Origin of the sequence: Tistrella sp., from assembly GCF_002684955.1 — a bacterium.
Lineage (GTDB): Bacteria > Pseudomonadota > Alphaproteobacteria > Tistrellales > Tistrellaceae > Tistrella > Tistrella mobilis.
This window is the reverse complement of record NZ_NYWI01000074.1, coordinates 17955-31561: the sequence shown is the minus strand read 5'-3', so window position 1 is coordinate 31561 and position 13607 is coordinate 17955. Positions and strand designations below refer to the sequence as shown.

At 70.0% G+C, this 13607-nt stretch carries 13 protein-coding genes; 6 read left to right on the top strand and 7 right to left on the bottom strand.

Annotated elements, in window-relative coordinates:
* Positions 1-27 precede the first annotated feature (27 nt).
* Together CMO28_RS25095 and CMO28_RS25090 are read right to left on the bottom strand one after the other, a co-directional pair.
* On the bottom strand, positions 28-903 hold the full coding sequence (locus CMO28_RS25095) for an alpha/beta fold hydrolase (RefSeq protein ID WP_014748128.1): 876 nt from the start codon (positions 901-903) through the stop codon (positions 28-30).
* Between the two features lie 122 nt (positions 904-1025).
* A complete protein-coding gene (locus tag CMO28_RS25090; protein ID WP_296718750.1) occupies positions 1026-2798 on the bottom strand; it encodes a diguanylate cyclase in 1773 nt (590 codons plus the stop codon).
* A 402-nt stretch (positions 2799-3200) separates the two neighbouring features.
* Between CMO28_RS25090 and CMO28_RS25085 the strand changes: the two genes are divergently transcribed.
* The 3 genes from CMO28_RS25085 (at position 3201) to CMO28_RS25075 (ending at position 6091) form a co-directional block, all read left to right on the top strand.
* Complete coding sequence (locus CMO28_RS25085) at positions 3201-4631, top strand: tryptophanase (protein WP_296718747.1); 1431 nt, start codon at positions 3201-3203, stop codon at positions 4629-4631.
* A 131-nt stretch (positions 4632-4762) separates the two neighbouring features.
* Positions 4763-5368: a DUF1003 domain-containing protein gene (locus CMO28_RS25080; RefSeq protein WP_296718744.1), complete on the top strand. Its 606-nt coding sequence runs from the start codon at positions 4763-4765 to the stop codon at positions 5366-5368.
* A gap of 114 nt (positions 5369-5482) precedes the next feature.
* Positions 5483-6091: a superoxide dismutase gene (locus CMO28_RS25075; protein WP_296718741.1), complete on the top strand. Its 609-nt coding sequence runs from the start codon at positions 5483-5485 to the stop codon at positions 6089-6091.
* On the opposite strand, the gene CMO28_RS25070 is transcribed toward CMO28_RS25075, so the two are convergent.
* On the bottom strand, positions 6055-6984 hold the full coding sequence (locus CMO28_RS25070; RefSeq protein WP_296718738.1) for a LysR family transcriptional regulator: 930 nt from the start codon (positions 6982-6984) through the stop codon (positions 6055-6057). The genes CMO28_RS25075 and CMO28_RS25070 overlap by 37 nt on opposite strands.
* A gap of 176 nt (positions 6985-7160) precedes the next feature.
* Between CMO28_RS25070 and pdxA the strand changes: the two genes are divergently transcribed.
* Positions 7161-8201, top strand: a complete 1041-nt coding sequence (gene pdxA / locus CMO28_RS25065; protein WP_296718732.1) for a 4-hydroxythreonine-4-phosphate dehydrogenase PdxA — start codon at positions 7161-7163, stop codon at positions 8199-8201.
* A 4-nt stretch (positions 8202-8205) separates the two neighbouring features.
* The gene (locus CMO28_RS25060) at positions 8206-9264 is read left to right on the top strand and encodes a cupin domain-containing protein (protein ID WP_296718729.1); all 1059 of its coding nucleotides are present in this window, start codon (positions 8206-8208) and stop codon (positions 9262-9264) included.
* Positions 9265-9286: 22 nt separating this feature from the next.
* On the opposite strand, the gene CMO28_RS25055 is transcribed toward CMO28_RS25060, so the two are convergent.
* The 3 genes from CMO28_RS25055 to CMO28_RS25045 form a co-directional block, all read right to left on the bottom strand.
* Positions 9287-10036, bottom strand: a complete 750-nt coding sequence (locus tag CMO28_RS25055; protein WP_296718726.1) for an SDR family oxidoreductase — start codon at positions 10034-10036, stop codon at positions 9287-9289.
* 139 nt (positions 10037-10175) lie between these two features.
* Complete coding sequence (locus CMO28_RS25050; RefSeq protein ID WP_296718724.1) at positions 10176-11351, bottom strand: MFS transporter; 1176 nt, start codon at positions 11349-11351, stop codon at positions 10176-10178.
* The gene (locus tag CMO28_RS25045; RefSeq protein ID WP_296718721.1) at positions 11348-11932 is read right to left on the bottom strand and encodes a GNAT family N-acetyltransferase; all 585 of its coding nucleotides are present in this window, start codon (positions 11930-11932) and stop codon (positions 11348-11350) included. The genes CMO28_RS25050 and CMO28_RS25045 overlap by 4 nt, the downstream gene beginning before the upstream one ends.
* Positions 11933-12042: 110 nt before the next feature.
* Between CMO28_RS25045 and CMO28_RS25040 the strand changes: the two genes are divergently transcribed.
* Positions 12043-12948: a LysR family transcriptional regulator gene (locus CMO28_RS25040; RefSeq protein ID WP_296718718.1), complete on the top strand. Its 906-nt coding sequence runs from the start codon at positions 12043-12045 to the stop codon at positions 12946-12948.
* On the opposite strand, the gene CMO28_RS25035 is transcribed toward CMO28_RS25040, so the two are convergent.
* Positions 12942-13553, bottom strand: a complete 612-nt coding sequence (locus tag CMO28_RS25035) for an NAD(P)-dependent oxidoreductase (RefSeq protein ID WP_296718715.1) — start codon at positions 13551-13553, stop codon at positions 12942-12944. The genes CMO28_RS25040 and CMO28_RS25035 overlap by 7 nt on opposite strands.
* Between the last annotated feature and the right edge of the window lie 54 nt (positions 13554-13607).

Here is a 13607-nt window from a genome sequence, read left to right as displayed (position 1 = left end):
AGGGTTGATGATGTCTGGGTTGACGGTTCAGGCGGCGGTGACCCGGTCGATCCAGGCGCCCAGCACCGTCATCACCTCGTCTCGATTGGTCTCGTTCAGGGTTTCGTGACGGGCGCCGCCGAAGACATGGACCGAGACATCGGCCAGGCCCGCCGCCCGATAGCGGCCGACCAGCGTATCGAACCAGACCATGTCGCCGCCGACCGGGTCGCGATCGCCGATGAACAGCAGCAGCGGCATGTCGCGCACCAGCCGCGCGGTCGCCTCGGGCTGCCAGATCGGGCCGCAGACCTCGAAAATGGAGCCGAACGAGGCCTCGGCGACGGTGAAGCCGCACAAGGGATCGGCGATGTAGGCATCGACCTCGGCCGGATCGCGGCTCAGCCAGTCGAAGGGGGTGCGGGCATCGGGGATGGTCTGGTTCAGGTCTTCCAGCCGGAAACTGCCCGAGGCGGCGGCCTGGCCCAGCATGTCGACCGCGGTGGTGCCCGACAGCGCCACACCGTCCACCGCCCCCGGATGCCGGGTCATGAAGGCCTGGGCGGCAAACGAGCCCATGCTGTGACCCACCAGCACCCGCTTCAGCCCCGGATGGCGCCGTCCCAGATCGGCGGCGATCACCGCCAGATCGTCGACCAGCGCCGCAAAACCGGCCGCCCCGAAATCGCCGAGCGTGCCGGCCTCGGCCGCCGCCGGTCCGTGGCCGCGATGATTGGCGGCATAGACCGCATGGCCGGCGGCGGTCAGCCGGCGGGCAAGCCGGTCATAGCGGCCGATATGCTCCCCCATGCCATGGGCAAGCTGCACCACGCCCCGGGGCGTGCCCTCGGGCAGCCAGGCCCGGACCCGGATCTCGTGGCCGTCGGGCGCGGTCAAGGTGAAGGCGGTGTCGTCGGCGGTCATGGCGTGCGGTTCCTCCGGTGCCGGCACGCGCCGGCACCCCATGCGCCGGCCGGCCGGTCGTTGCCCGGTATGGTGAACCGTCGGCGCAGTCGACGCAATGCGCCGATGACATGACACCGGGTTCACCCCACCTCAACGCGGTTCCGGCCGGCTTCCTTGGCCCGGTAAAGTGCCGCATCGGCGCGGGTGATCAGATCGTCGATGCTGCCGGTCTCGAAATCGGCGGTCGCCAGGCCCAGGCTGGCGGTGACCGTCAGGCAGCTGCCGTCGATCAGGCCGAAACTCCTGTCGGCCAGCGCGGTGCGCAACCGCTCCGCCGTGGCGACGGCGGCGTCCTGATCGGCTTCCTGAAGCAGGATGACGAATTCCTCGCCGCCGAAACGGGCCAGAATGTCGCCGGCACGCATTTCATCGGCAAGCCGTTTCGCTACACCCTTCAGGATCTCGTCGCCGGTGCCGTGGCCATAGCGGTCGTTGATCCGCTTGAAGTGATCGATGTCGAGCACAATGACGGCCAGCGCGCGGACATAGCGCCGGGCGGCGGCGAGCTCGCGACCGGCGATGTCGAAGAAGGACCGCCGGTTCATCACCCCGGTCAGGAAATCGGTCTCGGCCATCTGTTTCAGGCGCTGGATCAGATCCTCGCGCTCCTGCTCCACCTTCCGGCGCTCGGCGATCTCGGCGGTCAGCTCGGCGGTGCGCTCGGCGACCCGCGCCTCCAGCCCGAGATTGGCGCGGACCAGCTCCTCCTGTTTCTGCGTCAGCGCGGCGATCATCCGCTGCAGCGACCAGGCCAGGTCCCGGACCTCGCGATAGCCGCCGTCGAGCGGCACCTCGTCGGGGCTGCTGGTCTCCCCCACCCGCCGGGCCGCCCGGCTCAACCGGTCGAGCGGCGAGGCGATGCGGGCCGCCAGCCACAGCGCGAAGCCGCAGGCGGTGGCCGCGATCGCGACCGCCCCCCACAGGATCAGGCGGCGCAGATCGCGGACCGGGGTCAGGGCCTGATCGACCGGCTGACGCACCACCACCGTCCAGCCAAGGCCCGGATAGTCGCGAAACCCCTGGCTGCGGTGCAGGGCCGTCAGATAGGCACGGCCGTCATCGGGCCAGGTCTCGACCCGCGGCCCGGGATCCGTGGTGCCCGCAGCCAGGCCCGGCAGATCGAGTTTCTGCCCCTCGAGCGCGCGCGGGCCGAGCAGAACGGCGCCATCCTTGTCGACGACCAGAATGTCGGTGCCGCTGCGGCTTTCCCCCGGCGCAATCAGCGACCGGCGGATGTCGTCGGCCCAGCTCCACGACAGATGGGCACCGACGACGCCGATCAGCCCGCCCTCGGCCATCACCGGCATCGAGACGTCGACGAAGCGCAGCGGCGTGCCCGGATCGGGGTTGGTCAGCAGCCGTTCCAGAAGCAGGGCCTTGTGGACGTCGCCCACGAAGGGCCCATTGAGGGCGCCCGCAAACCACGGCCGCGCCGAGACGTCCTCGCCTTCGAGCAGGCCGCCGGTCGAGGCCAGAACCCTGCCCTGGGGATCAGTGAAGCCGATCCAGGCGTAATCGGGATAGGTCTGCTGCAGGATTTCGAGCGCCACCCGCTTGGCGGTGGTGTCGTCGCCCCGCAGCACCGGCCGCGCGGCGATGATCCGGATGTCCCGCCAGCGTTCGAACATCGCGCGGTCGAGCTTGTCGCTCATCTGGAAGGCGAGCTCGTCCAGACCGTCGCCGATCTCGGCCGCCTGCCGCCGTCCGGCCACCTCTGCCACCACCAGGGCGAGCAGAACCACCGTGGTCAGGGCGAGCCCGGCCATCGTGACGGCGAGAAGGGTTCTGAGCCCCGGCCGACGCAGCCGACGAGGGCGAAGTATTCCGCTATCCGGACCGGTCGCCGTCGCCATATGTCATGGTCCTTGTATCTCACGGCAGCGCTTCACGGTTTTAACATGCTGTCCTGCCCCTTGACAGAGATCGCATTCCGTCGCCACCTTTGCGATAGCAGTGCCCCCGGATTGGGAAGGTCGCCATGCCGATGGTGGTGGTTTCGTGGAGACGGTGCTCCCGTCGAACCGGCAACGGTTCGCGGACGGGCGCGCCGTCATGCGCGGCCCGCCGGGCGGACCGCGCCAAGGCCTGGTACAATCAGGACATCGTCCTCGCCTATGATTTCCCGCGGGCCTGATCGCGCCCGCAGGCGGCTATTTCGGGCCGGCCACACTTTTTGTCCAACAGCTTTACGACCCACCGCCCGTCGCATCCTGCGTGATGCCGCGGCGGGCGGCTTGTCAGGACATCGCGATCAGATGACCCGCATTCCCGAACCCTTCCGCATCAAGATGGTCGAGCGCATCCGCCAGACCACCCGCGAAGACCGTATCGCCGCCCTGGAAGAGGCCGGCCACAACCTGTTCCTGCTGCGCGCCGAGGATGTCTATATCGACCTGCTGACCGACAGCGGCACCGGTGCGATGAGCGATGCCCAATGGGCCGCGATGATGACCGGCGACGAGGCCTATGCCGGCAGCCGCAGTTTCTATCGGCTGGAAGCCGCGGTGCGGCGGCTGTTCGGCTATCGGCATGTGGTGCCGACCCATCAGGGCCGCGGCGCCGAGCAGATCCTGTTCCCGGTGCTGATCGCCCGGGCCCGCGCGCGGTCGGGCAACCCCGCCGCGCGGCCGGTTTTTCTGTCCAACCATCATTTCGACACCACCGCCGCCCATGTCGAACTCGCGGGCGGGCGCGCGGTCGATGTGCTGACGCCGGCCGCCTACGACACCGGTCGGCCCTTCGACTGGAAGGGCAATTTCGATCTCGACCGCCTGGCGGCCGGGATCGATGCGGCCGGGCCTGAGAATGTCGCCGGCGTGATCGTCACCATCACCTGCAACAGCGCCGGCGGCCAGCCGGTGGCGATGGACAATATCCGCGCCGCCGCGGCGCTGGCCCGCGCCCATGGCATTCCGGTGGTGATCGACAGCGCCCGCTTCGCCGAGAATGCCTGGTTCATCAAGCGCCGCGACCCGGCCTGGCGCGATGCGGCCCTGACCGAAATCGTGGCCGCGATCTATGCCGAAGGCGACGTGCTGACCATGTCGGCCAAGAAGGATCCGATGGTCAATATGGGCGGGCTGTGCGCGGTGCGCGAGGACGCCACCCTGTTCGCCGAGGTCCAGGCGCTCTGCGTGCCGATGGAGGGCTTCGTGACCTATGGCGGCATGTCGGGGCGCGACATGGACGCGCTTGCGGTCGGCCTGGACGAGGCGGTGGACGAGGCCTTCCTGGACTATCGCATCGCCCAGGTCGCCCATCTGGGCCAGCGGCTGATCGAAGGCGGCGTGCCGATCCAGGCGCCGACCGGCGGCCATGCGGTCTTCGTGGATGCCGCCCGCATGCTGCCGCATATCCCGCCCGCGCGCTTCCCGGCCCAGGCGCTGGCCAATGCGCTTTATGTCGAAGCCGGCGTGCGCGGGGTGGAGATCGGATCGCTGCTGCTTGGCCGCGACCCCGAAACCGGGCAGCAGAAGCCGTCGAAGCTGGAACTGCTGCGGCTGACCATTCCGCGCCGGGTCTATACCAACGACCATATGGACTATGTGGCCGACGCCCTGATCCGGGTGAAGGACCGTGCCCACGACCTTACCGGGCTCGGTTTCGTGCACGAGCCCAGGGTGCTGCGTCATTTCACCGCCCGATTGGCCCCGGACAGCGCAGGACCGCTGCGCCGCAGCGCCTGACCCACGGCCTCGCCGCCGGCGGCATGGTTTTGCCGCTTGGCGGCGCCCGCGGCACCCGGCAGTCTCGTCATGCACCGGTTCCCGACCCGACAGACGGGCCGGCCGGTGCATGACCCCGGAGACGCCGCCCGATGAAGACCCCCCATCCGCTGAAATCGATCGACATTGCCGAACTGGCCCGCCGCCATTTCGGCAGCACCCCCGATGCCCTGGAACCCGAAGAGCGCCGGGTGCTGGCCGGCATCGCGCGGCACACCCATCTCTCCCGCGATGTTTCGGACCTCGCCGATGAACAATCCGGCCGCTGGGAAAGGCTGGCCGACCGGGTGGCGGCGATCGGCGGGTCCTGGGGCTTCATCCTGAGCTTCACCGGCGTGCTGGTCGCGTGGATGGTGCTCAATGCCGGGCTGCTGCAGCTCTGGCATCTGGCCTTCGACCCCTATCCTTTCATCTTTCTGAACCTGATGCTGTCGATGCTGGCCGCCGTCCAGGCGCCGATCATCATGATGAGCCAGAACCGCCAGGCGGCGAAGGACCGCATCGCCGCCGCCCATGACTACGAGGTCAACCTCAAGGCGGAACTCGAGATCATGCGGCTGCACGAAAAGATCGATCAGCTGCGCATCGAGCACCTCGAAACCATTTCCCGCCACCAGGCCGAAATGCTGGAACTGCTGCGCAACCGGATCGAGGCCCGCCCCGGTGCCGCGCCGGATGCAGCCGGCCCCGCCGCCTGAACCGGCGATATCACAAGCCATCGCTTGACATATTCCCAGGCGCCACGGACAATCCGACCTGATATTAATAATGAGTCGCAATCTTAATTGCGACACACCAAAGGACCGGATCCCATGGCCTTCGAGCTTCCCTCCCTGCCCTACAGCACCACGGCCCTCGCCGCCCGCGGCATGAGCCAGGAGACGCTGGAACTCCATCACGGCAAACATCACCAGGCCTATGTCACGGCCCTCAACGGTTTCGTCGCCAGGGATGAAAGCCTGCAGGGCAAGTCGCTGGAAGAGATCATCCATCTCTCGGCCGGGCGCGCGGACATGGCGCCGGTGTTCAACAATGCCGGCCAGCACTGGAACCACATCATCTTCTGGCAGAGCCTGGCCCCGGCCGGCGGCCGCATGCCCGATCGGCTGGGTGCGAAGATCACGGAGGATTTCGGCAGCCTCGATGCCTTCAAAGAGGCCTTCCGCGCCGCCGCGATCAGCCAGTTCGGCTCGGGCTGGGCCTGGCTGGTGCTGAAGCCCGACGGCAGGCTCGGCGTCTCGAAGAGCCCGAATGCCGCAAACCCGCTCTCGGCCGCAGACGGCCGCACACTGCTCGGCCTCGATGTCTGGGAGCACAGCTACTATCTGGACTTCCGCAACCGGCGTCCGGATTACGTGACCAACTTCCTGGACAATCTGGCGAATTACGACTTTGCCGAAGCGGAGCTGCTCGCCGCCTGAGCCTCGCGCACCGTCTGGTCCAGCTCGGATTTCAGCCAGTCTCCGAGCCGGGCCACCGCCGTCGACGGCACCCCCCGCGTCCCGCGCCGGATCAATCCGTAGCGGGAGCCGTCGGCGGCGAACCCTTCGGGTGCCGTCAGGCGCCCGGCCGCAAGGTCGTCGGCCACCACCAGCAGCGGGCAGAGCGCAACCCCAAGCCCTGCGACGGCGCTTTCGGCCGCCAGCACATGATGGTCGAACAGCCGGATCTCGCGCGGCTGCGGCACCGCCGGATGCAGGGCCAGCCAGTCGGCCCAGCCCCGCGGCCGGGTGGTGGACCCCAGCGCCACATAATCCCCATCCCTGAAGGCCGCCAGTTGAACCGCCGTCGCCACCGGCCCCATCGCCTCTTCGACCACCGGCTCGACGATCCAGCCCGGCTCGACCGGAAAGTCCAGCCGCCTGAGGGCCAGCCACCCGAGCGCCAGCCCCGCGCCGCTTGTTCCAGGATCCGGCCGGCCGCCACCGACCGACAGATGCACCCGCAGATCCGGATGATCCGCCTCGAACCGGCCGAGCCGCGGGATCAGCCAGCGCATGGCGATCGAGCGTTCGCAGGACAGCACCACCGGCCCCTCGGCCGCCCCGCGGATCCGCGCCAGCGCCTCACCCACCTGATCGAGCGCCGCATGCGCCGCCGCGGCCAGCACCGCCCCTTCAGGCGTGGGCCGGATGCCGCGCCCCTCGGGCTCCACCAGCCGCACCCCCAGATCCCGGGCAAGCTTGCCGATCCGCCGGCTGACCGCACCATGGGTCAGAACCAGCTCTTCCGCCGCCGCACGCACACCCCCCAGCCGCACCACCGCCTCGAAGGCGCGCAGATCGTCGAGCGAGGGGATTTCGGATCGTTTCATTTTTGCCTGGGCGTCTCACCGTTGCTTGCGATGCAAGCTTAGGCCCGACGAGCGCATTTCCACAGCAAAACCCGTCAGCTTTTGTCACCAGTTATGGTCGGAACCCATCGCTTTTCCCCGCCCGCCCCGCCGCTAGACTGAGGCCGACACCGCAGCAGGCACGAAGGGCGAGAGAGATGGCAGAGACGGCACCGGTTCTGGTCAGCATGGGCGATCCGGCGGGCATCGGCCCCGAGATCATCGTGAAGGCGCTGGCGGGTGCCGCCCGGCCGCTGCCGGTCGTGGTGGTGGGGGATGCCCGGGTGATGGCGCGGGCGGTCGGGCTCGTGGCCCCCGATATGCGGATCGATATCGTCACCGATCCCCTGGCCGGGGCGGCCGGTCCGGGGGTGATCAGGCTGGTGGAAAGCGGCCGGCTCGATCCGCTTCCGGGCTTTGGCCGGATCGATGCCGCGGCGGCGCGGGCCGCGGTGGATGCGGTGCTGGCAGCGGTGCGGCTGGTGCAGGCGGGACGCGGTTCCGCGATCGTCACCGCGCCGATCAACAAGGCGGCGCTCGCCCTGGCCGGGCTGCCCTGGCCGGGCCATACCGAATTGCTGGCGGCCCATGCCGGCCGGGGGCCTGCGGCGATGATGCTGGCCGGCCCGGATCTGCGGGTGGTGCCGGCAACCCTGCACATGGCGCTGGCCGAGGCGGTGGCCGGGCTCGATCACGACACCGAACTCGCGGCCATCCGGGCCGCCGATCAGGGGGCACGCGCCTTCGGCATTCCGGCCCCGCGGGTGGCGGTCGCCGCCCTCAACCCCCATGCCGGCGATGGCGGACGGTTCGGCGATGCCGAAGCCCGGATCCTGGCACCGGCCATCGCGGCCGCCCGGGCAGAGGGCATCGATGCCTCGGGCCCCTGGCCGGCGGATACCGTCTTCCTTCAGGCCCGCCGCGGCCGCTTCGACGTGGTGGTCGCCCAGTATCACGATCAGGCGATGATCCCGGCCAAGCTCGACGGGCTGGATGCTGCGGTCAACGTCACGCTGGGGCTGGACCTGATCCGCACCAGCCCCGATCATGGCACGGCCTTCGACATCGCCGGCCGCGGCATCGCCGATCCGGCGCCGCTGCTGGCCGCCATCGCCTGCGCCCGCCGCCTGTGCCCGGCATCCAGCCATCCCGCCGCCCCGGCATCCCGCCAGCCGGCCGACAGCCGAACCGGAGCCTGACCCCATGTCCGACCGCCTGATCTTCATGGCAACCCGCAACGATGCCACCGTTGCCGGGGCCGACGCCCTGGTCGACGCCGCAGCCGCGCTCGGCATCCGCCGGATCGGCTTCAAGGATGTCGGGCTTGACCGCACCGGTCTGGCGGCACTTCATGCCCGCATCAAGGCCGCGGGCGCCGAAAGCGTGCTGGAGATGGTCTCTCTCGATCCCGCCGCCGAAGCGGCGGCGGCACGGCTGGCGGTCGATCTGGGCGTCGACCTGCTGCTCGGCGGCCGGCATCCGGACGCGGTGCTGCCGGTGATCGCCGGCCACGGCCTGCGCTATATGCCCTTTGCCGGCGCGGTGTCCGGCCATCCCAGCATGCTGTCGGGCAGCGATGACGAGATCGTGGCCGATGCCGCCCGGCTGGCCGCCATGGATGGCGTCTCGGGCGTGGATCTGCTGGCCTGGCGCCGGCCGGGCGATGCCGCGGGGCTGATCGCGAAAGTGGTGGCGGCCATCGGCCCGAAGCCGGTGATCGTGGCCGGATCGATCGACAGCCCGGCGGCGGTGGCAGCCGTGGTCGCGGCCGGTGCCGCCGGCTTCACCATCGGCACCGCCGCGATCGAGGGCAGTTTCGCCGGGGCGGCCCCCGAGCTTTCAGCCCAGCTCGGCGCCGCGCTGAAGGCGCTGGCCGAAGCCGAGGGGCGGACCTCCGCCGCCGGCACCGTCGACCTCGCCCGCGCCTTCGCCGGGTTCGACGATTGCTGGAGCCCGCGCATCGGCGGGCGGATCAACGACATGCATCTGAAGCTGGTCAAGCTGTCCGGCGCCTTCGTCTGGCACCGCCACGAGGTCGAAGACGAGCTGTTCCTGGTGACCCGCGGCCGGCTGCTGATGAAATTCCGCGACCGCGACGAAGAGGTGGCGGCCGGCCAGTTCATCATCGTGCCCCATGGTGTGGAGCACTGCCCGGTGGCGCTGGACGAGCCCTGCGAGGTGGTGCTGCTGGAACCGGCGACCACGGTCAACACCGGCACGGCCGGTGGCGGGCGCACGGTCACCCATCTCAAATCGATCTGACCCGCCCGACCGGATCAGCCCCTCAGACCACCCCGCCATTGGCCCTGAGGGTCTGGCCGTCGATCCAGGCGCCGTCGGGGCCGGCCAGGAAGGCGACCGCCGCGGCGATGTCGCCGGGCGTGCCCAGCCGCTCCAGCGGCGACAGCTTCGCCAGACGGTCGACCAGCTCCGGCGACTTGCCGTCCAGGAACAGGTCGGTGGCGGTGGGTCCGGGGGCGACTGCGTTGACCGTGATGCCGCGGCCGCGCAGTTCCCGCGCCAGAACCATGGTCATCGCCTCGACGGCGGCCTTGGTGCCGGCATAAGGGCCATAGCCCGGCTGCAGCAGGCCGACCACGCTGGACGACAGGTTGACGATCCGCCCGCCCTCGCCCAGGCGCCCCGCCGCCGCGCGCATCACGTTGAAACTGCCGCGCAGATTGATCGCGATCATCCGGTCGAAGACCTCGTCGGTCATCCCGGCGATCGGGCCCAGCGTCATGACGCCGGCATTGTTGACCACCACGTCGACCCGGCCGAAGGCCGCGATCGCCGCATCGAACAGGCCGGTCACGTCCTCGCTGCGGGCGATGTCGGCTCGGCAGGCCACTGCCCGCCCGCCGGCATCGGTGATGCCGGCCACCACCTCTTCGGCGGCCCCGGCATTGCCGGCATAATTCACCACCACCGCCAGCCCGTCCCCGGCCAGACGCCGGGCGATCGCGGCACCGATGCCGCGCGAGGCACCGGTCACGATCGCAACCCGCGGCGCCGTCTGATCCTGTCCGCTCATCTGTCGTCTCCTGCCTGAGTGGCCCTGGGCCTGAGTGGCCCTGGGTCTGAGTGGCCCTGGGTGCCGCACAAGATGCGCCCGGATGGACTTTGAAATAATCTCCCCTGATCCGACATCATCATTTCGGCAGTATTAACGATCAGGCCGGCCGGGGGACGACCCTGAACAGCAGCAGCGCCGCCAGACCCGCGATGATGCCGAGGCCGAGCGACAGAACCAGCGCGCCCTCTGCCCCCCAGCGCGCCATGACCGCAGCATAGGCGACGGGGGCCACGGCCGCGGCGGCGAAGCCCGGTGCGATCAGCCGACCCACCGTCAGCCCGTAACGGCGGGGATCGAACAGCACCAGCGGCAGGGTCCCGCGGGTGATGGTCAAGAGGCCGTTGCCGCCACCATAGGCGAGCGAGAAGCCGAGCGCCGCCACGACCGAACTGCCGCCCGCGAGGCAGGCGGCAAAAGCGGGCGGCAGCAGCAGGCAGGCGATCAGATTCAACCGCTTCGCATCGCTGCGACCGCCCGTCACCACCTCGCACAGCCGGGCCGCCGACTGGCCGACCCCTCGGGCGGCGGCAACCCAGACCGCCGCCTGGGCCCCGAGCCCCAGCCCGGCCAGGATCGCGATCATATGGGCGGCCATGCCGGCCGCCAGAAAGGCCGCCACCGCCATGATCAGCGCATAAAGCATGGCCGGAGCCAGGGGCCTGCGCGCAGTCGGGGGCGTGCGCGCGGCCGGCACCGGCCGCAGGATGGCCGGGCAGGGCCCGTGCCCGGCCGGCAGCCCCAGATGCAGCGGCAGGGTGGCGAGCGCCAGCACGGCATAGACGACCACCGCACCTCGCCAGCCCAGCGCCTGCATCAGCCCCTGGCCCAGCGGCCAGAAAAGGCTGGACGACAGGCCGCCCAGCAGGGTGACGGCCGACATGGCCGGCCCCGCCTCACGGCCGCCGATCCGGGCGAGGGTGGCGAAGGCGGCATCATAAAGCGTGAAGGACATGGCGAGGCCCAGGCAGATCCAGGCCGCGACATAAATCAGCGGGCCTTGGGCCGCCGCCAGCAGCAGGCAACCCGCGGTCATGGCGAGTGCGCCTGCGATCATCACCCCCCGCCCGCCATGCCGGTCGACCAACCGGCCGGCGAAAGGCGCGGCAAGGCCGGGGACCGCCAGGCCCAGCGCGAAACCGCCATGCACCTCGGCCGCGCCCCAGCCCAGATCGGCGGCGATCGCCGTGCCGAACACGCCGATCAGATAATAGCTCACCCCCCAGGCGACGAGCTGGGCCAGGGCCAGACGCAGGACGATGCCCCGGGCGATCATCGGCCGCGATCGCCGGGCAGGGTCGCATCCCCCTCGCCCAGCGGGCGCTGCATCAGCACCGAATTCAGCCAGCCGCCGAATTTGAACCCGACCGATTCGAAGGTGCCGACAAGGCGGAAGCCCATGCGGCGGTGAAGCGCGATCGAGCCGGCATTGGCCGAATCGCCGATCACCGCCAGCATCTGCCGCCAGGGGCCGGCCTCGCAACGCCCGATCAGCGCCCCCAGCAGGGCGGTGCCGATGCCCCGCCCGCCCAGATCGGGCGCCACATAAACCGAATCCTCGACCGTGAACCGATAGGCCGATCGCGGCCGATAGAGGGTGGCATAGGCATAGCCCGCCACCCGGTCGCCCAGCACGGCGACCAGATAGGGCAGATTGCGGGCGACGACACCCTGCCAGCGATCGGTGATTTCGGCCACCGAAGGCGGCTCTTCCTCGAAACTCGCCCGGCCGTGGCGGACGTGATGAGCGTAGATGGCCGCGATGGCGGCCATGTCCGTGGGCGTCGCGTCGCGCACGACCACCCTGGCGGAGGCCGCGCCTGGGGCGGCCGCCGTCGAAATCCTGGCGATGTCCATGGGATCGGTCTTTCCGGTTCCGGGCCGGGCGCCGTCATCGCGTCCCGCTCCGCCCCGCCATCATGGCGCGCGCCAGAGCATCAAAGAAGCTTCTGGAAATCATGCAGAGCATGAGGAATTCTTATCGGATGAACCGGCTGGATCTCGACTATCTGGGTACCTTCCTGACCGTGATCGACTGCGGCAGCTTCACAGCTGCCGCGGAACGGCTGGGGCTGAGCCAGCCGGCGGTCAGCCTGCAGATCCGGCAGCTGGAACGCCGGCTCGGCACCACGCTGATCGAACGGGTCGGCCGCAAGGCCCGGCCGACGGCAGCGGGCGCCGAATTGCTGGCCCATGCGCCGAAGATCGATGCCGCGGTCGGCGCCGCGATCGAGGCCGTGTCGCATCACGCCGCCGGCGATGCGGGGCGCGTGCGGCTCGGCACCGGCGCCACCGCCTGCATCTTCCTGCTGCCGCCGCTGCTGGGAGAGCTGCGCCGCCGCTTTCCCGGCACCGAGATCACGGTCACCACCGGCAACACCGCCGATATCGTCAAGGCGATCGAAGACAATCTGATCGATCTGGGCCTGGTCACCCTGCCGGCCGCGGGGCGGATGCTCGAGATCACGCCGGTGCTGGAGGATGATTTCGTCGCCATCGCCCCGGCCGAGATGGCCCTGCCGGCACGGGTCGCCGCGTCCAGCCTGACGGGGCTGCCGCTGCTATTGTTCGAGCCCGGCGGCAACACCCGGCGGATCGTCGACGACTGGTTCGCGGGGGCGGCGGTGCCGCTCCGGCCGGTGATGTCGCTCGGCAGCGTCGAGGCGATCAAGGCCATGGTCGGCGCCGGGCTCGGCTGTTCGGTTCTGCCGGGCATGGCGGTGCCGGGCGGCACCCTGCCCGGCATCACCGTCCGGCCGCTCTTCCCCCGCCTGCACCGCCGGCTGGCGGTGGTGATCCGCCGCGACAAGCGCCTGACCCGGGGCCTGCGCGCGGCGGTGGAGGCATTGCGCGGGCTGGCGACGGGTCAGTAGCCCACGGTGAAGCGCCGGCGGATATGCTTCGGCGTCTCGATCTCGTCGACCAGCGCCACGGCGTAATCCTCGAACGAGATGCTGCTGCCGCCCTCGCCCACCAGCAGCTGATCGGTGCCGAGACGGAAGGTGCCGGTGCGCTCGCCGGGCACGAACATGGCCGCCGGCGACAGGAAGGTCCAGTCCAGGTCGTCGATGCCGCGCAGGATGTCGAGGAATTCGGCGCCCTTGCTGGCCTCGGCATGATAGGCGGCGGGGAAATCCGGCTGATCGACCAGGCGCTTGCCCGGCGCCACCTCCAGGCTGCCGGCACCGCCGACCACCAGATAGCGCGTAACCCCCGAGGCGCGGACCGCCGCGATCAGCTTGTCGGGGTCGCTCGCCAGGAAATGGACCGAGCTGACGACCGCGTCGTGCCCCTTCAGGATCGCCGCCAGGCCCTCGACGTCGAACACATCGCCCGCAACCGCGGTCACGCCCGGCAGGGCGGCGATCTTTTCAGGGTGCCGCGCGATGCCGGTCACGGTATGGCCGCGATCCGACAGCTCTTTCAGGATGCGCGCGCCGGCATTGCCCGAGGCGCCGATGAGGGCGATCTTCGCCATGATTGAGGGATCCTTCCGCTCGGATATGGAGGGTGGTCTTCATTCAAGACCCGG